This is a genomic window from Caldalkalibacillus mannanilyticus JCM 10596, assembly GCF_000615945.1.
In the GTDB taxonomy this organism is placed as follows: domain Bacteria; phylum Bacillota; class Bacilli; order Caldalkalibacillales; family JCM-10596; genus Bacillus_AT; species Bacillus_AT mannanilyticus.
Genome location: NZ_BAMO01000011.1, coordinates 29,457 through 52,694 on the forward strand (window position 1 = coordinate 29,457; position 23,238 = coordinate 52,694).

A 23,238-nucleotide genomic window follows, 5' to 3' on the forward strand; every position below is an offset into this window, starting at 1 on the left:
CATGCTACGGCTCCTTTTTCATCGCTATTTAATTACCTCTACTCTAGCTTCTGCAATAAATTCGCAAGCACTTGAACGCTTTCTGCTCTGGTGGTGACCCCTTGAGGCACAAAGAGATGATTTTCACGACCATTGACTAAGCCTATTTGCTGTGCTTTTTGAATGTGTTCCCTAGACCATTTGTTAGCCTTTTCTAAATCAGCAAATGGCGCTTTCTGATCAGCCACATCCACTGGCTGTTGCACATATTCATAGGCACGCACAATCATTGTCACCATCTCTTCACGTGTGATGGTTTCATCTGGAGCAAAGCGAGTCGCACTTTTTCCATTGATGATTCCTGCCTCAGATGCCGCCCTGATGGATGCAGCATACCATGTATTTGGAGCCACATCGGTAAATGTTAGATCAGCAAGTGATGACTTTAAACCAAGAGCTCTGACAAGTAAAGTAGCAAATTCTGCTCTAGTAACAGAGCGAGTCGGTGCGAAATGTTGCTCATCAACTCCTTGAACGATATGCTTTGCCGCCATTTCCTTAATCATATCATGAGCCCAATACGTTTCTTTTACATCTAGAAAATCTTTATCATATTCTAATACAGCATATTTGCTAAAATGGGACAGTTGGGCTGTCAGCTTCCCTTCTTTATATTTCCCACCGACATATTCTATTGTTCCATCTTCTTTCATGTAATAGAAACCAATCAACTTCTTATTAGCTGTGTCAGCAACAGCTAATGTAATGGTAATAGGGCTTGTAAATGTAGATAACTTCGTTTCTTTTCCTTCGTTATCGACAATGGCAAGAGTAAAGTCATACACATCCCCTACAGCTTTTATCTTCGCCTTTGCCTTTTGGGAAGCAAGGTTCGTTATAGTGGTCACCCTTTCCTCCTCTACTCTTTCAAAGGAGAACGAGATATTGGCATTTGTCATTCCTTGAGCTAAATCTTGTAGCTCCTTAAGAAGTTTTGCAGGAATCTCCGCTGAGAATGTTTCCCCTGTCACTTCCAAAGAATTCTTTCCATCGATTGCTGCGGCTTGAGCAGGTAATAAGACTTGTTTTGTTCCTTGAGCAATAGGCACGACTATTTTACCATTATCGATTTGTGGCTGATTCACTATGATTTTTTCTTCAGGTGAAGTTGGACTCGGTGTAGCTGGTCTTGATGGCGACGGTGGATTCGATGGATTTGTTGGTCCTTTTGGTCCTTCCTTCTCCACTTTAATGACGACCGTTGTTAACGCATCAAGACTTATTTTATCTTTTGTTAGAGTAAAACCTGAGCGCTTCGATACCTCTTTCGTTCCTGCCTCGTCCTGATCAACGACAACGATCCCTTTTCTTAGATCCATTTCTAAAGTAAACGTTCGTTCCTTGGTATCAGCGTTGACAAATACATAGTAAGCATCACCATTTGTAGCTTGATTGCGATAAGCGATCACCAGATCATTTTCTTTCACTTCTGGTGCGTTAACTAATGTCACATTCTTGTCAACTAATTCCTTTGAACCTAATCGAAAAGCATCGGTAGATTTGCGAAGAGCAATCAGCCCTTGTGTATAGGTTCTTGTTACATTGTTCACAGGATATAATTTCGCATTCGTCGCTTTATTCCAGTCGAATCGGTTAATGATATCCGAGGAGTCATAGGAATCATGGATAAAATATGGATAGACAAACGGATTTCCACTCTGATCCACCATATACGTTGATTTATAGGGAGGCGTTGTCGCTTCCGCTCTCCATTGCTTCGTCCGCCCAAACTCTTGACCCGCATGAATAAATGCTGTACCTTGAGCGGTTAACACCATGGCATTTCCCAGACGAATTCGCTTGTGAATCTCCAAATCGTTTTCTGGATACTCAGGGTCCTTCTTGATCGATTGAGCGATAACATCGTATAGGGTTAAGTTATCATGGGCTTCAATATATGGAACAACATCCCCAGGTTGATCGGCTACAAAGTTATACGGTTGAGCCTTGATATTTGCCAAAATTTGCTGGATATTTCGAGCTCCACCTGTGATAAATCTAGCTGTCCCTCACTGCCGAAGCCTGATTTCAATTCATTCCTAAATTCATCGGAAAAGCTTCCTACTGCTTCTGTGTATTGCATCCAGTCCTGATCAGCTGCTTGGATAGGATCTCCCTCATCTCCAACAAAGGTTCTCCAGCCCTCCCCGATCATAACAAGGTTCGGATTCAATTGTTTTGCTTTATCGAAGGCTTCTTGAATACTTTCGGCATCATGATCCCCCATCATATCAAAACGGAAGCCATCCACTTTAAATTCATCCACCCAGTAGAGAATGGAGTCAACTAATATCCTTCTTGCCATCTTATGAGTCGTACCTAATCGTCCACCACCAAAGCTCGTTCTTGGTGTTCCATCCGCATTCATAAAATGATAGTAGTTCGGTACTAAATCTTCGAAGATATGAACTCTAGCTGTGTGATTGTAAACCACATCAAGAATTACTCCCATATCTCGACGATGAATCTCAGCGATTAGGTTTTTAAATTCCTTGATTCGTAGTTCAGGATCATTTGGATTTTCTGAATACATTCCAGATAGAGAGAAGTAGCTTTGTGGGTCATAGCCCCAGTTATAGTTTGTTTGCGTTGACGCGTATTCAAGCATTCTTTCATCATTTTTCAGCTCATCTCCGAAGAAATAGCTCATAACAGGTAGGAGCTGAATATGGGTTACACCTAACGCTTCAATATAATCAAGCTTCTCGACAAAGGCGGCGAACGTACCAAATTGTGCCTTCAGTTCATTTGCAATAGTAGGATCTGAAGTGAAATCTCGTACATGAACCTCGTAAATAATGGCATCCTCCCGTTTTTTAAATCCTGGGATCTTGGCGTAATCTAATTCCGGTCCAATCAGTGAAGGATCGACCAAGGCTGCTTTTCCTACTGGATCATTCGCAGTGTGGCTCCATGCCGCCATTGATTTGGCATAGGGATCTAAAGCAAGCTTGGATTCATCCCCATGAGTAATGCGATAGTGATAGTAATACCCTCTGACATTCTCTAGCCCAGTATTTTGCTCTGTTAGCGTGATGGACCATACACCTCGTTCTCCTAGAGTCATAGGGATTTCTACTACCTTTTCATTCTGATCTGCTTTGTCATAGAGGACGACCGAAACTTGATCCGCTTTTGGTGACCATACTTTTAGGGTTGCCGATCCATTAGGGTGTAACGTTGCTCCAAGCTGCCCATCATAACCAAACATTTCATCGATTAATCTCCAGCCTTCTTTTACCGTTATGGTCTGATCCTGATAGGTTACCACAAACGGAGCGTGCTCTAAATTAAATTCACCCTCAACCTCGACTCGTTGTGCATTCACAATCGTACTCTTCGTTAAAGTGATTTCCCTACCTTCTTTATCTTTAATCGTGAGTTCATTTAACAATTCCATAGGGTCTAGTCCCTCCGTTTTTGAAAAACCAGCCTCAGCTTCTTATCCGAAAGCAATTCCCCTGAATGTAAAGAAAGCGGCATTGAGCCAAAAGGATGGGGGTAGATCGTAGGATCTCCATGCTTAATAAATAGATGATTAAACTGATTTATTTTATCAAAGGTATAATCGGATGTTTGCCCCTCCCCTTGCTTGTTGACGAACAAGAAACCAAAACTTTCAGCGCCTTCTTTCAATTCAATATCATAATAGGCACCATAGCGACCTATATCTGTTGCATCTGTAGCTCCATCAGGCCAACTTCCAACCTCCTGAGATTCTTTGGCTACATCTCCCCAGACCCATGCCGACCAGCCTTCATACTGTTGATCTGCGCGTTCATAATGAATACGAACAGTTCGTTCTGGCAAGTCGATAGGCTCATACAAAAATATGTGGTCAGAGCCTTGTTTTAGCCAAATCTCTTTCATATCTGGAGCAAAAAGCTCTAGGCTTTATCGCCTCCATCCTTATCTCCAGTTGTTGTATTCAACACAAGAAAACCGATGTTTTTGGCATTGGGCTTTAACTCAATATCAAGATAGGCACCATAGCTTGTCACTTGACTCGCTTGAAAAGCTGTACCCCCAGATGGCCAATTCTCTGATGGGGTAGCGATATCCCCCCACAGCCATAGTCCTAAATGTTCATAGCTGTGGTCTGTTCTCTGGTAATGAATTCTCAAGGTATTTTCCCTAATCTCCCCTACATCAGGCAACGTTCCACCTACTACTGTAAGTAACACCGTTCCTCCATCTTCCATCGCTGGTATCTTAAAGGTTACCTTTCCATCACTTGACGCGGTGTACGTTTTATTGCTGTAATGATCTGTGACAACGGTATCGGCAGAAGTAAAGACTAGAGTCACTTCTTTTTCCATGCTCGAAACATTTAAACCTACTAAAACAGATTCATGTTCAACGCTTCTAGAAAAGACGAGATATTGATCTTGATCTGATCCAGCCACTTTTTTGCGCTCTCCACTTGCAAAAATATGAGAGTTTTCCGCTCTAAAGGCTAACAGCTTCTGATAATGAGCGAGCATCTCATTGCCTTCAAGCAGATTCCACGGCATATTGGGACGATTCGTATAGTAAGGGTAATCTGCTCTTCCTGGTATCCCTAGTTCTTCTCCATAGTAAATCACAGGCTGCCCTTTTGCCGTGATCTGTAGAGCGGCTGCCACTTTTAGCTTGCCGAGATCACCATCTACTAAATGATAGAAGCGATCTTCGTCATGACTTCCTAAAAATTGTCCTAAAGTAGCGCCATTTGAAAGCTTCTTGTTTCGATTTTCTAATTGGTTTTGGACGCGTGATACCTGACCATTGACAAAATCTCGAGCCAGGTTTTTAAAATCGAAATCTAATAATGAATCCATCATACCCGTATTTAAATATCCATGATCATCATTAGGACCTGCTCCCCATGATTCACCAATCATCTTGAATTGAGGCATCACTTTCGTCAGTTCATTCTTAAATGCCATCCATGTCGTATCTTCGACATGCTTTACTGTATCCACACGGAAATAATCAATGGTATTTCCATTTTGAGTACGAGATTTCTCAATCCAGTCTACCTGCCATTGGATAATTTGTGCCCGTACTGCTGGGTCTTCTGTAATTAAATCAGGCAAACCTGCTAATTCACCACGAACCGTATCAGTCCCACCACTGCGAAGCATCCCAGCAAAGCGAGCTCGATCATCGTCAGATGGGTAATGAGGAATTTGTCCGTAAAGGGGAGCATCTGCTTCCTTTAAGCCATATCCTGTGTGGTTTAACACAACATCAACCATGATTTTGATCCCACGTGCATGGGCTTCATCAATCAGTTCATGGAAATCCTCCATCGTGCCAAAATGTGGATTCAGCTCACCAAAATTACTAGCCCAGTAGCCATGGTAGCCATAATAAGGGGTTCCTGGATGCTGGTATCTCACATCATACTTAATATTTTCAACAATTGGATTTATCCAAATCGTATTAATCCCTAGATCAGCTAGATAATCTAGTTTTTCCGTGATCCCTTTAAAGTCCCCACCCTGATATGTATTCGGCTTTGTTGTATCATAGTTAATTTCATAAGGGTCATTATTAGAATCATCACCGTCAAAGAAACGATCTGTTAATAAGAAATAAATAAGAGCTTCATTCCAATCAAAATCAGCCGGCTCACCTGTAAACGTTCTTGCTTTGACCGTGAGCGTTACCTCACCTTCATGGTGAATGCCATATTCATCAATGGCAACAATCGGCAACACTTTCTCTCCTGCCGTTGTTTTAGAATCGATAGCAATCGTCAATTCATTCAGTTCTGGGTCAATTCGAACTCTATCTTTCCCTCCAACCGCTGTTAAGTCAATAAATAGTTCACGAACCCCTACATCCTCCGCAGCTTCAAGCTCTATTCTTACTACAGCGTTTTCGTTGTAATCTACTGCTTCTGGATAGACACTTCCTCGCACTTCGATATCGGTTACAATATACGAAAGAACCGATTCTCCATTGACTGTATTGTACGGATCAGTAACTTCTTGTTCTGTCCCGTCCACGGTAACAAAAAACGTATACGGATGCTTTCCTTGAGGAATGCTTTCAAGCGTATACACAAAGCGCTCAGTTGTTTCGTCATAAACCATCTCAAAACGTTCGTTCAAGATACCAAGCTCTACTTTTTCCAAACGTTCCATTTCATTGCTATAAAATAAATCTTTATCCCGAAAATAAACATGAGCATTCCCACCCTCTATAACTGGACCTTTCACATCAGGCACAGTGTATAGGTCTGTAACACCACTTCTTACAACTACCTTCGTCACAAGGTCCGATTGACTCAAGGTAATGTAGCGATCCGCATCGGTATCCTTCTCTTCCCAATTTCCTCGACGAATAATAAAGCCCACTCGATCTGCCTGTGAACTTACTTTAATCTTGGCAATGGCTTGCCCTTCTTCAATCGTTAAAAAATCGATTTGATCATCTTGTACACCTGTCCCCCATACCCATAGGTTCCAGCCATCATATGCTTGATCAGGTCTATCGTAGACAAAGTGAATATAACGTTCACGCGATTCTCCCTCATCACTTCCATCACCGACATTGTTAACGCTTACAATTTCTTCCGCATTGATGACAGGTATATATCCAGTAAGGATGGAAAAAAACATGGCGAATACCAGCCATAACGAAACAGCCTTTCTTTTTCTCTTACTCAGCATACACTTTTCCCCTTTCAATTTTGATAGAATCAAACAATATAGCTATCTCCCCTTCCTACAAAGTGCAAACGGTTGCATTTTATCTTAAAAAATGACTAGGAAGGGAACCTTTATAGTAAGACGTACACTCTTTTTCGAGCGCAACCGCTTTCATCACAAGCTATGATTCTACAATACTATGACCCGTGTCTTCTTTGCAATAAAATTTTTAGAAAATTTATGAATTCTTTATGGAAACAAACCTCTAGCGTGCTTCTCGTAAAAGCCACCAATAAAGTAGATCTTCATCAGATGGAGCTTTTACTCCACCTGATGGTTAGGACGGGATAAAACTAAGCATTTCCTTTAATGTATTTGTTTTTTCTCAAGCTTCTTACACACTGGAAAGTTGTAAGAACGATAGCTCCTATTCCAAAAAGTCGAATGAAAAGAATGGAATCGAAACCCGTAAAACCACTAATTAGAACAAATAAAATGGCTCCTATCAACAGTATATTCATGGCTATCCAAAATATGATGTAAAAAGATTTTTTTAATTGTTCTAACAGATGAAAATAGATCGTATGAAGCGTACATATGATACCTATCGTGATGATAGAAAAGAGGATTTCAAATAAGGATAGAGGGATTGCATTATTTTCACCTAGCCCAATACTACCTAATAATAGAAACAAGAATAGAACAATAAATAGCACGGTTCCGAAAAAGCTTCCTACTTCTTTGACGCCTTTTTTTATCATGGCAAGTCGCTCCTTACTTATTACATTCTATAAATACTTACGTAAAAATCATCCTAACTCCCTATATATAGAATCTATCAGCTTCTGATATAATCATTTTCGTTAGTTTACATTATTATACATCGACCACTGTTTTAAAAAAACATCTACTGATGTCATTTCGAAGATGACCATGTCTTCAGTCCTTCTTTAGAGAAGACTTTCACAGATGGTCAGGTGGGAGGAGAAAAATATGAAAGCAAAAAATTTCCTATTTATAGCAATCCTTATTTTCTTTTTGGGGTTTCTAATAGGATGTGCGCATCATTTTCAAAAAAATATACCTACTAATGAATTAGATGAAGATGAAACAAATGGTTTATCTGTAAAAACTGAAGAATATATTCCCCTTCCCCATATCATAGATTTTAAAATGATTGATCATGAGCATGGCTGGATGACCGTGATTAAAGATGAAGATAAAATTGGAATCCTCGTAACTTCAGATCAAGGATTCACGTGGAAAGAAGTCACACCAAATATTCCTCTCGGAAAAGAAATAACTCAGCCATATTTTTTCTTAAATGAAACACATGCTTGGTTAACAATGAAAAAATTTGGTGAAATCCAATTGATATATACACAAGACGGTGGAGAAAACTGGATAGAGTCCAATCCATTTGTTTCTGAAGAGGGCGAAATGATGGGACTTACTTTCACAGATGAAAATATAGGTTGGATCACAAATTTTGTAAGTGGTATTGGAATGGGAGGGAATCATATCGAGTTAGCCAAAACCATTGATGGGGGAAAGAATTGGTCTTTGATTTCTGAAGAGTCCTCGAATCACATCATCCCATACGAAGGTTTAAAAGGAACCGTTATATTCTCAGACCCTCAACAAGGCTGGATTCCTGTATCAACAATTGAGGTGCAGCCTTGGTTATTTGCCTCTACAAATGGAGGAACGACATGGGAGAGATATTACCTACCATCCCATCCAGAAATTCAAGGAGAGAATCTAATTTCTGTTGGTCCTCTCATATTTTTAGAAAAAAACAATAAGGTTTTTATTGTGGGCTTTTCATCAGCCGATAAAGTAACTATTGCTATTTATAGTACAACAAATAGCAATAATAATTGGGGTATTTCCCCAAAAATCGATTTTGAAAGTACTGATATTGGACCGAATGGTATAAGCATTAGTGTACTAGATGCCCAGCACGTATGGTTCGGATTAAAAAATAGATTATTTTCCTACCAAAACGCACAGTGGAAAGAAGAATCCTCTATTAGTGAAAAACTCCCTCAGGATTACTGGATAAAAAAAGTAGATTTTCTGAAAGAAAACGAAGGTTGGCTGGTTATAGGTAACAATATAAAATCTCGTTTATTGTATACTAAGGATGGAGGAAAGTCTTGGGAGGAAGTTCAAGCAAGGATTGAGTATAAATAGAACCTTTTTGTAAGGAGGAGGACACTCGTGTTCCTCCTTTCTATTCGATAGCTTGTAGGTATCTGTTCAAGCTTTCTTCCACGTTTTCCGCAACAAGAGTGATAAATTCATCCGTGCTCCCACCCACACTCGCCTTTTCTAAAGCCTGATAATAGGCAAGTCTCTTTTCAGCTTGAGCTTTCAAAATAGCTGGTGGATAGCCTTCCTTCATTAATAAAAAATTCATTAAAAGTCTTGCTGTCCTACCGTTTCCATCAGTAAATGGATGAATATAGACGAAGCGAAAATGAAAGAGCGCTGCTAATTCGACTGGATGCAGGGTTTCTTTACTTTGCTTGTACCATGAAATGAGTTGTTCAATCTCCTCCTGAACTTTTAGGAAATGCGGTGGTTTATGTTCACTACCCGATATAGCGACGTTAATTGATCGAAATCTACCAGCATTTTCATCATCAATATTCTTTAAAATAAGATAGTGAGCATCCTTCAATACTTTTTCAGAGAGTTCTATTTCTTTTGTTACTAAATCTTCAATAAGTGAAATGGCGTGACCGTGATTAATGACTTCAAAATGTTCTCGAAGTTTTTTTCCACCTATTGTTAACCCCTCTTCAAGCACTACCTTGGTTTCGAGGAGGGTTAAGGTGTTTCCTTCAATTGCATTACTATGATACGTCCATTCCACATTAAACACTTCTCTCAAGTTCTTGATGGCTGCTTTGGGCAAAGGACGCTTTGAATCTAACTTTTGTTTTAATTGATTAATAGTTGAAAAATTCATGGGATCATTCCTTATTAAGAATAGGCTTTTGTATCAAATCAATCTTAGTTCAGTTTCAAAATCCTCTTGCTTTCTGCCTTATCTACCTATCAAATTTGCCCAGATCTGCTTTCCTATCTAGTATAGCCAACATTTCTTAACATAACAATCCATCCTTCTTTCCTCCAATTCAAAATTTCTAATAGACATTCTCTTAGGAAAGTGAATTTATTTTTTTATTATGAAAGAAGAAACAAGGGAATATATAAGTCCTACTATTCCGAATATAATCATGGCAGTTTCTTTTCTAACATCAGCCCCACTAATTTCAACCCATTCTGGATACGTGATAAAATAAATATAACTCCCAATAAACAGACCTAAGCAGCTTAATGAAATTACTTTTAAGATAATAAACAATCGCTGGCTAGGCAAGAAATCAAATAAAACTGACAGTGGTAAAAAAGTGAGTAAAAAAGAAAATATTGCCTGAACAATATTTTCTTTAAAATCTACTTTAATATCTTCAAATGGAACAATTTTAACACTTTCTAGAATTTCTAAACACTTAGAGCCTATAACATAAAGAATAATGAAGATGGTAAACAGAATTGCATAACGTTTTACTGTATTCATAATGCCTATCAGGCCATCACTTACTTTTCTCAACCGTAATAGCACCAACTGAGGTAGACAAAGTAACAGCAGGTCCCCCTCCATTGATTTCATTCTTCCCCTTCGATGCGCCGTTAATGATCCCCAGATCCGTTTTAACGTTTAGTGTTAACGGTAGGGATTCATTAAAGTTTGCTTGAATCTCACCTACATCTGTTTTGGCGGATAGGGTGCTTTGTTCATCCATTTGATTGATTTTAAGATGAAGACTCCCTACATCAGAGTGAATAACTGATTTCCCCATGATATGCGCTCCATCAACTATAATAGCTCCCACGTTATTCTGGACGTTATACACTCCTTTGAAGTCGCTTAGTTCAATTTCACCCACATGAGTAGAAATATCTATTCCTTTCACACTATGAGGAATCTCAATCTCATAATGAATAGAAAATTTAGCATCTCCATATTCACGCTTTGCCCACTTCCATATATCCATATTTTCATGTTGAGCAGGATGAGTGACGATCTCAGCCTCATTCTTATTTATGATAATAGACGTTTCTGCTTGCTGAATGATTTCTTCCACGATCCTTTGATTATCTCTTCCTAGTTGGGTAATCGTTGTATGAACTGTGATTTGTTCAATGGGGCTCGACTTAATCTGGATATCTCCAACCTGATTTTTTAAGAGTAACGTATCCACTGTTTCTTGCGTAAGCTCTAGATCCTTACTCTCCAAGGGATGTTGATTTATGTTTTCAAATACTTCTTGCTTCAACAAAACAGGATCAATGGCTTCGGAACACGCGGTAGTTAGTAGCGTTAGACAAAAAATGGACAGTACCAGCATTACATATTTTCGTAGGGTTATACGCATTTTTAAAAGCTCCTTTTCATTTTTCTCTTTTTTACCATCAGGTGGAGTAAAAACTCTCACTGATAGAAGTCTACTTTATTGTTTCTAAACCAAGCTATAAGCAAATAAAAATTGAGCGGAATAATAGGTTATCATAATAAGATAATCGCTTGAGGCAAAGCTATATAAGAAGCGATTCAATGCCAGAATAGCGTCAGAGATATAGAAGAAGAGAACAGCCGCCATCAGTACAGGGCTTCCGGTAGCCAGACCGAGAAGGGTCATGGTTGTGATCACAGTGATATAGAAGAAGACAGCGACTAACATCACCCTTCCGCTTGATCTCCTTACTCCCGAGGCAATCAATAGAAAGAAGCCGATAGCTAGAGCGATCAAGAGAATCGTGCTAGGAAGAGAAAGCTCCTGATGGGCTCCCATCGTGAGAAAAGCAAGAATATAGCTAACATGGGCGAAGAAAAAGGAAATCAATCCTTGGATAAATCGATCCTTGGGGAGCATTAAGAAAATATCTCCCAGTACTGAGAAAAGCAGACCGATCAGTATCCATAAGCCAAAGGCATCCTGTGCATGAAAAAGGGCGATCAAAATAATAAAAACCATCGTAAGAGGCTTCAAAAGGTACTTTAGTCCGCGGTGTTTTTTCCAGATGACAGACAAATAACCTACAGCAGATAAGAGAACACAACCTGCTAAAAGAGTAAACAACATGCCTCTTCCTCCCCACGAATGGACATTTTCTCTTCATTTAACTGTGACTAACGAATCTCATCCGCGAGTTAAGTATAACCAATATTTTCTAAATGAACAATCATTTTTTTGTAAAAAGTTGAAACATTGACACCAATTGTTTAAAATAAGCACAATATATTAATACTAATTCATGTATAATAGAAGATAAAAACATGAAAAAATTTATGAATGGCAGGAGGAAACTAATGGAATATTCATTACGCGAAGAAATTGCAAATGCAATCACTCATGGGATTGGAGCACTTCTTAGTATTGCAGCATTGGTGGTGCTAATTGTATTTGCCGCAAAATACGGAGATGCCTGGCATATTGTCAGCTTTAGTATATATGGTGCTTCACTCGTCATTCTCTACTTCTCTTCAACCTTGATGCATGCGATTCAGAATATTAAAATCAAAAATGCATTTGAGGTAATGGATCACGCAGCTATCTATCTCTTGATTGCAGGAACCTATACCCCTTTTCTGCTTGTTACTTTAAGAGGAACTTTAGGTTGGACAATTTTTGGTATTGTCTGGGGATTTGCGTTAATTGGGATTATTCTCAAATTCTTTTTCGTGAAACGATTTATCGTTCTCTCCACGATTTGTTATATTATTATGGGTTGGATTATTGTCTTTGCTATTAAACCCTTATATGAATCCCTTGCTTTTGCAGGTATGATGTGGTTAGTTATTGGAGGGCTTCTGTACACCTTCGGAACGATCTTTTTCTTATGGAAAAAGATCCCGTATCATCATGCGATTTGGCATATCTTTGTCTTGGCAGGAAGTGCGGCACATTTTATTACCGTTCTTTTCTATGTATTACCCTTGTATTAAAGAGCAAAAAATTGATACGTTCTTATTCAGTATTAAAGGCATATCCTCTTTCAGATGTAGTAATCTGCATGGAGGTATATGCCTTTTGTTTTTTAAAATATTTTCTTCGTGTCACGATCTTCTTTAATCAGCTCCACCGCCTCACGGAAGCGCTGGGAATGAACAACTTCTCTTTCCCGTAAAAAGGTTAAGCCATCAATTAAATCCACATCATCCGTCATATCAATCAGCCATTGATACGTTGCTCTCGCCTTTTCCTCTGCGGCAATATCTTCATAGAGATCAGCAATTGGATCTCCTTTTGCTTGAATATAAGCTGCTGTCCACGGGACACCTGATGCGTTGGAATACATAAGCGCTCGGTCATGCTCAACATAATGATCACCAAGACCTGCGGCTTTTAACTGTTCTGGAGTGGCGTCTTTAGTAAGTTTGTATACCATTGTGGCAATCATTTCTAGATGAGCAAATTCTTCTGTCCCTATATCTGTTAATAATCCCACCACTTTATCCGGGATCGTATACCGTTGGTTTAAATAACGCAACGCAGCAGCTAACTCACCATCTGCTCCTCCATATTGCTCCATTAGATATTTTGCCATTTGCGGATCACACTTGCTTACTCTAACTGGGTACATGAGTTTTTTTTCGTACACCCACATGTAGTCGATTACCTCCTCTAATCCCTTCTATCTCTCTTTTACACTTGCCAAGGCCACGGTGTTTTTACCCATTCAAACGGAAAACGCGAGCAGCTTTGACCAAAATTTTTCATCGGTCCAAATTCCTTCTCGAACCGATCAACCAATTGTTTTCGATGCACGGCAATGACATTGTATTGTTCAAGTGCTTGCTTATCTGTGGGATGCGTATCTAAGTATAGATTTAATTCGGTCAATACAAAATCGAAGGCTTGGATTTCTTCTAACCACTGATAATAATGTTCTGGGACCTGATCCATTTTCATTCTTCTGACTCCCCTCCCCTATCTTTTCCTTCATAAGGAACAAACAAGGCAGGCCATAATGTGCCTTTGTACAATGCTTCTTTTGGTGAAAATTGTGGTAGGTTGGGTGGTTGGAATCCTAGATAGAGCTGAACAGGGGTTTCGTACGTTTTCACACGAATAGGAGGACATGGATCAAACGGACTGACATAAGGAACATATGATTTACGATAGGTATACACGCTAGAACCTCCTTTAGGCAATGATCACCATATAGTATGTAGGCTCTATAGGTAAAGACACAAAATATAGGAAATTGGGCAGGCAAAACTTTGTAACCAGCCAGCTGCCTATTGAATAGATGTGTTCAGCCACTGAAACATACGCTCTATCGCCTGATTAAATAGAGGAGCATGAAAAAAATGACCTTCTCCCTCATAAAAGAAAGTGGTATAGCGTTTGTTCTGGGCATGCAGGGCTTCTTCTAGCAGACGAGCATGAATGAATCCAACCTGTTGATCTAAAGTACCGTGAACAATAAGAACGGGACATTCTAGCTCATGTAGAAAATAGATTGGAGATCTCAATTGATACCGTTCAGGAAACTTGGCAGGAGTTCCACCAATGATTCGCTTCAACATACGGCGCAGATCGATTCTCTCTTCATAGGTAACACTCATCTCTGACACCCCTCCCCAAACAACAACAGAGGCGACCTCTTTGCACTCCATAGCAGCAAAAAGGGCCATTACAGCTCCACGAGAAAAACCGAAGAGATGAAGACGCTTAGGGTCTACTTGCGGATGTAGTTTAAGCCAATCTATGGCATGGGTCACATCGTGGCGATCCTCCCCACAAAAATCCTCTCTTCCCTCTCCTCCCCGATTCCCACGATAAAAAGGAGCAAAGACAACATATCCCTGCTCCACAAAACGCGAAACCCAAGCGAGTCTCGTCATCCCTACGTTCCTAATCCCACCACGACAATAGACTAGGGCAGGAAACGGACCTGTTCCCTTAGGAACTGCCAGATAGCCCTTTACCTTCAGACCAGCCGAAAGATAGGTGACGAGAAATAACCTGGCATTCATATGAAATTCGGCTATTTCAACTACATCGATAAGATTCCATTCTTTCATTTTACTATTCCCTTTTGAATATGATGATCTTCACGTTTCTTTTTCTCCCGATTCACAATAATGATCCCACTTACAACCAAGGCAAGGGAAAGGAGAATCAATCCATGCAGCTCCTCTTTTAGCATAAGACTAGATAGGAATACTCCAAATACCGGAATGAGAAACAGATAGGTGGAGATGCTGCCTACTTTATTATATTTCATCACGGTATTCCAGAGCACAAAGCCCATTGCTGAAACAAAAGCAAGATAGAGTAGCATAAGCAAGGACATCAGGTCAAAATCAAGGGGAAATAACCCTTCCTGTGAAGCCCCTATCAGAATAAGGACGATGGAGCCAATCATCATTTGTATGGATGTTAGAAAAAGAATATCTAGCTTAGCACTGCCATTCTTCGCCAATATATTACCAAGCGCTCCGGCAAACATGGCTAGCAGAAGCAAAATTTCTCCAATGCCTATATTCATTTCGATACTGCCCTTTGTTGAGGTGACTAGAATGACGCCGGCAAAACCAAGCAACAGCCCCAGCCCTTTGCGTAATGATAACGCATCATTTTTGTACATAAAGTGAGCCAGAAGGATCTGAAAAAAAGAAGTGGTTCCCGCAATAATGGAGCCTTGAACTCCCGTACTATAACTAAGTCCAACATAGAAGAAAATATACTGTAAAATGGTTTGAAATAAGGCAATCATACCTAAGGTTTTCCAACCAGACCTTGTCATTCTTTGCGTTCTTTTAAAGAGCAGAATCACACAACCGATGAGAAGCGAGGCTAGAAAAAAACGGTAGCCAGCAAATAAAAATTGTTGATATATGTCTTCTGGTGCAATATGTAGAGACTCGTAGCTTAGCTTGATAAATGGAAATGAGCTACCCCATAAAAAGGTAGCTCCAGAAGCAGCTAAGATAATCCCTATTGGGCTAGTAAAAAAACGTTGAGCATTCCATTTCATTTTTTCTGCCTCATCTCTTATTACTTCCTACTACTTCCTATTCCTTCTTACTTCTGCTCTGACCACTCCTCCACATTCCACACCTTAGTTACCCAATCCTCGTAGAAATCCGGTTCATGCGAAACAAGTAAGATCGTTCCTTTGTATTGTTTCAGAGCTTTCTTCAATTCATCCTTCGCTGCTACATCTAAATGGTTGGTCGGCTCGTCAAATAACAACCAGTTACTTTCATTCATCAGAAGCTTACATAAGCGAACCTTTGCCTGTTCACCTCCGCTCAAGGCGTGAAGAGGACGTGTAATATGTTCATTTTTCAACCCACATCTAGCAAGAGCGGCTCTTACTTCATGTTGGTTTAAATGAGGAAACGCATTCCAGATTTCATCAATTGGCGTTGTGCTGCCAGCCTTAACCTCTTGTTCAAAATACGCAGGGTAGAGAAAATCGCCTAAATAGACTGTTCCACTAATCGGAGGTATTTTTCCTAGAATAGTTTTAAGAAGGGTCGATTTCCCCACTCCATTACAACCGACAATGGCTATTTTTTCTCCACGCTCAATAGTCATCGACATTTTTGGCAAAAGAGCGTAATCGTAGCCAATCTCAACATCCTTTCCTTCAAATACTAACTTACCACTCGCCCTCGCTTCTTTAAATTCAAAGGTGGGCTTCACAGCTGTTTCGGGACGATCGATGCGTTCTAAGCGATCCAATTGCTTCTGACGACTCTTCGCTCTTCCTGTTGTGGAATATCTTGCCTTGTTACGTTGGATGAAATCCTCTGTTTTCTTGATATATTCCTTTTGTTTTTCGTAGGCATCCACGTGCTGACGCTTGTTTAATTCAGCCATATCCAGAAATCTTTCATAGTTAGCCGTATAGCGGTTCATCTTATTAAACTCCAGATGGTAGACAACATTGATCACTTCATTCATAAACTCTGTGTCATGAGAGATCAAGATAAAAGCATAGGGATATTCCTTAAGATATTCTGTTAACCACCTGATATGCTCTACATCTAGATAGTTGGTCGGCTCATCAAGCAGTAATACGGTAGGTTTCTCCAGTAATAGCTTGGCTAACAAAACCTTGGTTCTTTGCCCTCCGCTTAACGCCGCTACGTCACGATCCAAACCAATCGCATCTAAACCAAGCCCCCGTGCCATTTCCTCTACTTTAATTTCAAGAAGATAAAATCCACTTGCATCTAAACGATCTTGGATTTCCCCCATTTGCTCTAGTAAAACCTCTAGCTCTTCAGGCGAAGCATCTGCCATTTTTTCTGTGATTTCCATCATCTTCTTTTCTTCTTCATATAAAGGTAGAAAAGCATCTTTTAAAATATCTCTGATCGTCTTTCCGGGGGTTAGCTTCGTATGCTGATCGAGATAACCATAATGAACTCTTGGAGTCCATTCCAACTTCCCTGACTCACGTAATAATTGACCTGTTAGGATATTCATTAGAGTAGATTTACCAACTCCATTGGCACCTACTAATCCAACGTGTTCCCCTGCTAATAATCGAAACGACACATTCTTAAATAAGACTCGATCTCCATAACTATGACTTAAATCTTCAACGGTTAGTAAACTCATTTGAACTTCATTCCTCCATGTATCGGCAATACAAAACCTGCCCATAGCAGAAGCTAACGACAGGTTTTGTTTTTCGCTGTTTTATTCTTCTTCGCTTTGTCTTTCTTCAGTTTCAAATCTTACTTAGTCCTCATTTTTCTTCGAATCTTCTTTTGATAATTCCATCATTTTCTGCATTAAAATATGTTGAGGCATATGCATAATTTGTTCAATGGGAACTTGTAGCTTTTCAGATAATATTTTGGCTGTTTCAGCTGAAATCGGTAATGGTTTCATTTGTTCAACCCTCCATTGATCTATTATAGCAGAGAAGAAAATAACTTCTCAATTGATATCTTCCTTTATCCTCTTCTTTTCTTTTCCAAATGACTATGCTTTATTTTCTAGAATAAAAATTCTCTGGTTACTATTCTGTGCAAGCTGTTCTCTCATCTTCTTTTCAGCCCTTTTTAGCTTCGTTACAATGCTTTTTACTTGTTTTCTAGTATTCTCGGCTTGAACCAAAGAATCAGAAATTTTGCCATGCACCATCCAATCGACAATGAGGCCATCAAAAAAGAAATCGGCAAAGGTTAGAAAATTTCCTATTTCAATCTCCACCTTAAAGTGCTTCTTGATATCCATCAATTCATGCTGAAAATGACGTAATTCCTTTTGCGCTATGTGTATTTCCTTTTTGGCATCGTTCAAATGACTATGCTTAATGGCGGTAGAGATCGCTCCTCCACCAATCATATCCCAGGTCGCCCAGCCCTTAGCTTTTTCTAAGGATTGAATCGCCATTTTCAAGCTATCCAAAGCCTCACACCCTGCTTCAATCGCCTCTCTATACTCAATGAGGTCCGCATGAAGGTTCACTTCTTGATCTGCTAATTGATACAACTCATTACTCCAAAGGGACTTTCGATCATGAATCAGCCTTTCCTTATCCACTAGAAATTGAGCGTATTCTTGATCGATACTTTCAAGCTCTTGCAGTTTACCTTGGTATTCTTTTAGTTCCTGTTCAATATCCCTAATCGTTTCTAAAGCTTCTTCATATTTTAATCTCGCTGTCAACAATTCCTGCTGTTCTTCGTCTAAACGTTCTTGCTTTCGTCCAATAATGCTGTAAAAAATATGAGTCAATGAGAAGTTCTCCAGCTTCTGAACATCTCTTTCTTCCTTTTTCAAAATGGTGAATAATTGCTCCGCTTTAGCCTTTTCCTCATGAAGATAAGACAGATTCTTCTGAAGCAAGGATTCCCACTTCTCCTTCTTTCTTTGTTTATCCTTGATCTGATTCAACCGTTCTGTTAATTCATTCATCATGTCGTCCACCTCACTCCCTTTATTACGGAAAAAGGAAGGGAAGGTTTCAAAGTCGTCAGGTGCTCCTGTCTTTTCTTTTCCTCTGGCATGGATTATGATGGAAACAGAATTATTTTCGATCCCGAAATAGTTTACGAAAGATATATACTTCTGAAAACAAGGAGGTTTCCTTCTATGCTTACCTGTCATCAAGAAGTCATGAAATTAACCAAACAATTAGTGCAGACGCTAAGTGTGGTCAATACCACAGGTGAAAAGAAAATAGCACTTCAAATAAAAGAGCTTTTAGCTCGCCTGTCTTATTTTCAAGAAAACCCCTCTCATTTAGTTCTTCAACGCACAGAAGCAGATGAACAGGAAAGATATAATGTCCTAGCCCTAGTGAAGGGAAGAAAAAAACAATCGAAGAAAACCGTGATTTTGTTAGGTCATCTAGATACAGTAGGAATTGATGATTTTCACCACTTAAGGGAACTTGCCTGTCATCCTGATTCTTTAATGACGGAATTAAAAAAAGAAGCCTCCCCACCCTTGATCCAAGAGCACCTGAACTCCGATGCTTGGTTATTTGGTCGAGGCGTACTGGATATGAAAGCTGGTCTTGCCAGTCACCTGTACCTCATTCAGTATTTTTCAGAGCATCCTGAAGAACTGGAGGGGAATCTCGTCCTGATCGCCGAATGTGATGAAGAAGATGGTTCACACGGTATCCTAACGGCATTAAAAGGCTTGCGTCAGTGGAAAAAAGAACATCACCTAGACTATGTTGCAGCCATTAATGCCGACTTTGTTTCCCCTCGCTCAGAGAACGATCCAAAACGATATATTTATAAGGGAACTGTAGGCAAGCTTCTACCTTCCTTCTATATTACTGGTGCTGAAACCCATGTTGGTTCCTGCTTTGAAGGGATTGATCCTAACTTTCTTGCAGCAGAGCTAACAAAGCAAATTAGCTATAATCCTGAGTTATGTAACGAAGCGTATGGTGAAACGACGGTTCCCCCTGTGGCTCTAAAACAAACCGATCTCAAACCAACCTATACGGTGCAGACCGCATTAGCTGCTTATGTTTATTATAATTTTTTTATCCATTCATGGTCTCCGAAAGACGTATTGGAAAAGCTTAGTCATCAAGCAGAGCTTGCTTTTTCCCATGCGTTAGAAGCCTATAAGAGCAGATATCAATCCTACTGTCAGCTTAGTGGAGAAACCTATCGGGAGATCCCTTGGAAACCTAATGTGATGACCTATGAAGAAATGGAACGATCACTAATCGCTGAGCACGGAGAAAAATATCTTGTTCATATGACCCACTTTAAGAACGAACTGCTAAACGATACCAGCTTAGATACTAGAATGTTTGCTGCGAGGGTAGTTGAAGAGGCTTTTCAGTGGATGCCAGATAAGCGTCCAACCATGATCCTTTTCTACTCCTCCCTCTATTCCCCACGCATCGAAGTTGTAGGTCAAACGGAACAGGAGCAAAAGCTGATTGATTCCCTTGATGAAGCGGTAGCCGCTCTTCAGCCAGAGTATCCACATCCTATCGTTATCCGAAACTACTTTCCTTATATTTCTGACATGAGCTTTGTGTCTCTCAGTGACGATGAAGAAGGAATTCATGCTGTAATAGCGAACAACCCTGGCTGGGGGACAAAGCATTACGTAGAGTATCAGGATGTACGAGAGCTAAATGTTCCAGTGATTAACATTGGACCGTATGGACATGACGCTCATAAAAAGTATGAACGAGCTGAAATCAAATACTCATTTGAGATGGTTCCTAATCTGACGTATCAAGTGATTAAAAATCTGCTCCAAAAATATAGCTAATCCCTTTTTGTTGAAGTTACTAAACAAACGAGCTTGTTTGCTTAAAAAATTGTATAAATATAGTAAAATCAAGGTAAAGGAGGAGGGTACGTATGATTTCAGAGTTGAAGAATTCGGAATTCTATAAGGGTAAAGATTTACTAAATGAAAAAGGTCAAGTAGAAGTAAAAGCAGTCATAGAAGGGATAAATCCTGGTCGTGTATTTGTAGATGATATTTGTTCCCCTACTACTGGCTTATTTGGTTAGGGAATAATGATGGTTTTTTCTTTATTGGAGATGAAAAAAATGAAGGGTTCAATCACGAATTAAACAATTTTATTGATAAAGTAATCCAACCAGAAGCAAAGAAAGTTGGATTAACTTGGTTTGAAGGGATTGGTAATCACAGCAGATGGGATGCAACTATCAAAAAAGTGTTTGAACACCGTACATTAGGGAGTTGGAACCAGAGGGTCTATACTATACAAAAAGATGCTGATAGAGGAAACTATGAACCTCCTATTGAAGAAGGATATAAGGTTGTAAAAATTAATGAAACACTCTTTGAAAACAGAGATAACTCAATTGAAAACATTGAATTTCTACACTCAAAAATTTTAAAGGTTTGGTCTTCACCTGAGAGGTTCTTTGATGCTGGTATTGGTTATTGTATTCTTTTCAGAGACGAAATAGTAAGTATATGTTTTTCAGCGTTTGTCGTTGGAAATGTACACTGTATAGATATTGAAACATTAAAAGGGCATCAAGGAAAAAAATTAGCTCAAAAAATAGCTCAAACTTTTGTAAGGAATTGTTTGGAGAAAAATCTTGTTCCTTATTGGGATTGTATGGAATCGAACAAGCCGTCCATAGCAGTTGCAGAAAATATAGGATTGAAAAATGTATTTAACTATATAGGCTATGAATTTGCTTTTTAGTACTTGTTCTTCAACAAAGGAGTGCGATGCTTGAGTTATCGGAGCATCGCTTTGCTTGTTCTGCTGTCGAGCTGAATTGTTTTACAAATTTGCTATAATAGAAATAAAATCTTTGCGGATGACAAGGAGAAAAAAAATGGAGAAAATAAAAGTTTGGGCGGAAAATTTAAAACGGCAAATATTCATTCTTTACTTTGCCTATAAAGACGAAAGAGTAGCTTGGTATGCTAAATTATTTACAACTTGTATTGTAGCCTATGCGTTCAGCCCAATTGACTTAATACCTGATTTTATACCGATTCTTGGTTACGTGGATGATGTAATAATTGTACCGCTTGGAATAATGTTTGCCTTGAAGATGATACCTAAGAATGTACTTTCTGATTGTACATTGAAAGTAGAAGAGCTGCTAAAAAAAGATAAGCCAAAGAATTGGATTGTTGGCTCACTGATCATACTGATTTGGAGTCTATTCATCCTATGGCTTATTGTAAAGGTTTATCAATTTTTGAACTAAGAGAGCTTATTCCTCTGCCCACTCCCTAAGCTTCTGATCTGAAGGCATGAACACCGTAATGATCCCCAAGACAGGAAGAAAAGCGGTCATGATCATGACATTCTTGACACCTAACCAATCGATCAACCTCCCAAGACAACGGCTCCTATGGCTCCTAAGCCAAAGGCTAACCCAATAATCAATCCCGAAACAGTTCCGATTTTCCCTGGCACTAATTCTTGTGCATAAACAACTGTAACGGAAAAGCTAGACAAGATAATAAATCCATTTAATAAAAAGATGGGGTACGCCCAAAACAAATCAACATGAGGCATGATCAAGGCAAGAGGAGCAGACCCTAGCATCGAAAACATAATCACATTACGCTTTCCAAACCGGTCGGCTAATGGACCGCCCAAAACGTCCCTACTGCCCCAGCCCCAAGGAATAAGAAAATAAAAATCTGAGCCTGATTAATAGTAATTCCATAATCATTGATGAGATAAAAGGGATAGAAATTCGTAATACCCGCATGATACCATGATCTCGCAAAAACAAGAAAAATCAATAAGAGGATACCCATTTGAACCTGTTTTTTCCGAGCGGGACTCATCGCTCTAACACTTTGAAGCTTTTTCTTCGGCTGATCCACACGCAATTTAGCAGTATACCAAGAAGCGATGTAGAGTAAAACAAGAAAAGCAACAGCAGCTAGGATGGTAAACCAAATGGCTCCTAGCTGCCCTAATGGTACAAAGATTAATATCATCATAATAGGAGCAAGCGATTGACCCGCATTTCCGCCTACTTGGAAAATAGATTGAGCCAGCCCTCTTCGAGTACCAGCCGCCATATAAGCCACACGTGCTCCCTCAGGATGAAAGACCGCAGAGCCTAGACCTACTAAACATACAGAAAGAAAAACAAGGTAAAATTGATTCGCCAGTGCCAAACCTAACATACCAAAAAAAGTAAACACCATCCCCATTGGCAAAAGGTACGGCGAAGGCTTACGATCCGTATAGGCTCCAATGACTGGCTGCATCACAGAAGCCGTCATATTCAGTGCAAAGCCAATAAAGCCTAGCTGTAAATAGGTTAAGTTCATTGTCTGCTGCAAAATAGGAAAAATCGCTGGAATCACAGCTTGAACAGAGTCATTCAATAAATGAACGAAGCTAATGGCAAAAAGAATACGATACATGGTTTGTTGCTGCACCGCAGGCGTGCTTGAAATAGTAGCTTGAGCTTGCATAGGTTTCTCCTTCTCTCAACTAAATTCTCCATATCCCACTAAGTTACCTTAGTTCTGTAACTAGATCTCTCTATTTTTATTCT

At 39.6% G+C, this 23,238-nt stretch carries 23 protein-coding genes and 1 pseudogene; 5 read left to right on the forward strand and 19 right to left on the reverse strand.

The window, feature by feature from the left end:
* Positions 1-38 precede the first annotated feature (38 nt).
* The 5 genes from JCM10596_RS30120 to JCM10596_RS08235 form a co-directional block, all read right to left on the reverse strand.
* Entirely contained in the window at positions 39-2,000 is a 1,962-nt protein-coding gene (locus tag JCM10596_RS30120) for an S-layer homology domain-containing protein (RefSeq protein WP_234410446.1), read from the reverse strand.
* Entirely contained in the window at positions 1,964-3,439 is a 1,476-nt protein-coding gene (locus JCM10596_RS30125; RefSeq protein WP_234410447.1) for an alpha-amylase family glycosyl hydrolase, read from the reverse strand. Before JCM10596_RS30125 ends, JCM10596_RS30120 begins: the two co-directional genes overlap by 37 nt.
* A 5-nt stretch (positions 3,440-3,444) precedes the next feature.
* Positions 3,445-3,849, reverse strand: a complete 405-nt coding sequence (locus JCM10596_RS30130) for a pullulanase-associated domain-containing protein (RefSeq protein ID WP_234410448.1) — start codon at positions 3,847-3,849, stop codon at positions 3,445-3,447.
* A 77-nt stretch (positions 3,850-3,926) separates the two neighbouring features.
* On the reverse strand, positions 3,927-6,701 hold the full coding sequence (locus tag JCM10596_RS30135; protein WP_234410449.1) for an alpha-amylase family glycosyl hydrolase: 2,775 nt from the start codon (positions 6,699-6,701) through the stop codon (positions 3,927-3,929).
* Between the two features lie 332 nt (positions 6,702-7,033).
* Positions 7,034-7,441: a hypothetical protein gene (locus JCM10596_RS08235; protein ID WP_025026708.1), complete on the reverse strand. Its 408-nt coding sequence runs from the start codon at positions 7,439-7,441 to the stop codon at positions 7,034-7,036.
* A gap of 232 nt (positions 7,442-7,673) precedes the next feature.
* Here JCM10596_RS08235 and JCM10596_RS08240 point away from each other — a divergent pair, with 232 nt between their 5' ends.
* Complete coding sequence (locus JCM10596_RS08240; protein WP_025026709.1) at positions 7,674-8,876, forward strand: beta propeller repeat protein; 1,203 nt, start codon at positions 7,674-7,676, stop codon at positions 8,874-8,876.
* Positions 8,877-8,916: 40 nt separating this feature from the next.
* On the opposite strand, the gene JCM10596_RS08245 is transcribed toward JCM10596_RS08240, so the two are convergent.
* The 4 genes from JCM10596_RS08245 to JCM10596_RS08260 form a co-directional block, all read right to left on the reverse strand.
* Positions 8,917-9,657, reverse strand: a complete 741-nt coding sequence (locus JCM10596_RS08245) for a Fic family protein (RefSeq protein ID WP_025026710.1) — start codon at positions 9,655-9,657, stop codon at positions 8,917-8,919.
* Positions 9,658-9,864: 207 nt separating this feature from the next.
* Positions 9,865-10,305 (reverse strand): hypothetical protein, encoded by a 441-nt coding sequence (locus JCM10596_RS08250; RefSeq protein ID WP_025026711.1) that lies wholly within the window; start codon positions 10,303-10,305, stop codon positions 9,865-9,867.
* Positions 10,289-11,131, reverse strand: a complete 843-nt coding sequence (locus JCM10596_RS08255; RefSeq protein WP_148302540.1) for a DUF4097 family beta strand repeat-containing protein — start codon at positions 11,129-11,131, stop codon at positions 10,289-10,291. Before JCM10596_RS08255 ends, JCM10596_RS08250 begins: the two co-directional genes overlap by 17 nt.
* A gap of 84 nt (positions 11,132-11,215) precedes the next feature.
* Entirely contained in the window at positions 11,216-11,839 is a 624-nt protein-coding gene (locus JCM10596_RS08260; protein ID WP_025026713.1) for a lysoplasmalogenase, read from the reverse strand.
* Between the two features lie 227 nt (positions 11,840-12,066).
* Here JCM10596_RS08260 and trhA point away from each other — a divergent pair, with 227 nt between their 5' ends.
* Positions 12,067-12,702, forward strand: a complete 636-nt coding sequence (trhA, locus tag JCM10596_RS08265) for a PAQR family membrane homeostasis protein TrhA (protein WP_025026714.1) — start codon at positions 12,067-12,069, stop codon at positions 12,700-12,702.
* A gap of 92 nt (positions 12,703-12,794) precedes the next feature.
* Here trhA and JCM10596_RS08270 read toward each other — a convergent pair whose 3' ends face one another.
* The 8 genes from JCM10596_RS08270 to JCM10596_RS08305 all read right to left on the reverse strand — a co-directional run bounded on the left by JCM10596_RS08270 (position 12,795) and on the right by JCM10596_RS08305 (position 18,649).
* On the reverse strand, positions 12,795-13,364 hold the full coding sequence (locus tag JCM10596_RS08270) for a manganese catalase family protein (RefSeq protein WP_025026715.1): 570 nt from the start codon (positions 13,362-13,364) through the stop codon (positions 12,795-12,797).
* Positions 13,365-13,402: 38 nt separating this feature from the next.
* Positions 13,403-13,663, reverse strand: coding sequence for a spore coat protein CotJB (locus JCM10596_RS08275; protein ID WP_025026716.1), 261 nt, complete (start codon positions 13,661-13,663; stop codon positions 13,403-13,405).
* 2 nt (positions 13,664-13,665) lie between these two features.
* Positions 13,666-13,890 carry a spore coat associated protein CotJA gene (locus JCM10596_RS08280; RefSeq protein ID WP_025026717.1) on the reverse strand — a complete coding sequence of 75 codons (225 nt, stop codon included), beginning with the start codon at positions 13,888-13,890 and terminating at the stop codon, positions 13,666-13,668.
* Positions 13,891-13,998: 108 nt separating this feature from the next.
* Positions 13,999-14,787: an alpha/beta hydrolase family protein gene (locus JCM10596_RS08285; RefSeq protein ID WP_025026718.1), complete on the reverse strand. Its 789-nt coding sequence runs from the start codon at positions 14,785-14,787 to the stop codon at positions 13,999-14,001.
* Complete coding sequence (locus JCM10596_RS08290; RefSeq protein WP_025026719.1) at positions 14,784-15,743, reverse strand: DMT family transporter; 960 nt, start codon at positions 15,741-15,743, stop codon at positions 14,784-14,786. The genes JCM10596_RS08285 and JCM10596_RS08290 overlap by 4 nt, the downstream gene beginning before the upstream one ends.
* Positions 15,744-15,790: 47 nt before the next feature.
* Positions 15,791-17,341: an ABC-F family ATP-binding cassette domain-containing protein gene (locus JCM10596_RS08295; protein ID WP_025026720.1), complete on the reverse strand. Its 1,551-nt coding sequence runs from the start codon at positions 17,339-17,341 to the stop codon at positions 15,791-15,793.
* 123 nt (positions 17,342-17,464) lie between these two features.
* Entirely contained in the window at positions 17,465-17,617 is a 153-nt protein-coding gene (locus JCM10596_RS28655; protein WP_081791962.1) for a YycC family protein, read from the reverse strand.
* 93 nt (positions 17,618-17,710) lie between these two features.
* Complete coding sequence (locus JCM10596_RS08305) at positions 17,711-18,649, reverse strand: hypothetical protein (RefSeq protein WP_148302541.1); 939 nt, start codon at positions 18,647-18,649, stop codon at positions 17,711-17,713.
* Between the two features lie 177 nt (positions 18,650-18,826).
* On the opposite strand from JCM10596_RS08305, the gene JCM10596_RS08310 reads away from it, so the two are divergent.
* From JCM10596_RS08310 to JCM10596_RS08320, 3 genes and pseudogenes are all read left to right on the forward strand, one after another.
* Positions 18,827-20,485, forward strand: a complete 1,659-nt coding sequence (locus JCM10596_RS08310) for a M20/M25/M40 family metallo-hydrolase (protein WP_025026722.1) — start codon at positions 18,827-18,829, stop codon at positions 20,483-20,485.
* A gap of 92 nt (positions 20,486-20,577) precedes the next feature.
* Positions 20,578-21,404, forward strand: a pseudogene (locus tag JCM10596_RS24585) (GNAT family N-acetyltransferase).
* A 136-nt stretch (positions 21,405-21,540) separates the two neighbouring features.
* Positions 21,541-21,921: a YkvA family protein gene (locus JCM10596_RS08320; RefSeq protein ID WP_025026723.1), complete on the forward strand. Its 381-nt coding sequence runs from the start codon at positions 21,541-21,543 to the stop codon at positions 21,919-21,921.
* A 122-nt stretch (positions 21,922-22,043) separates the two neighbouring features.
* On the opposite strand, the gene JCM10596_RS31650 is transcribed toward JCM10596_RS08320, so the two are convergent.
* Together JCM10596_RS31650 and JCM10596_RS24590 are read right to left on the reverse strand one after the other, a co-directional pair.
* Complete coding sequence (locus tag JCM10596_RS31650) at positions 22,044-22,319, reverse strand: MFS transporter (RefSeq protein ID WP_439644816.1); 276 nt, start codon at positions 22,317-22,319, stop codon at positions 22,044-22,046.
* Complete coding sequence (locus tag JCM10596_RS24590; protein WP_439644818.1) at positions 22,304-23,155, reverse strand: MFS transporter; 852 nt, start codon at positions 23,153-23,155, stop codon at positions 22,304-22,306. Before JCM10596_RS24590 ends, JCM10596_RS31650 begins: the two co-directional genes overlap by 16 nt.
* Positions 23,156-23,238 lie beyond the last annotated feature (83 nt).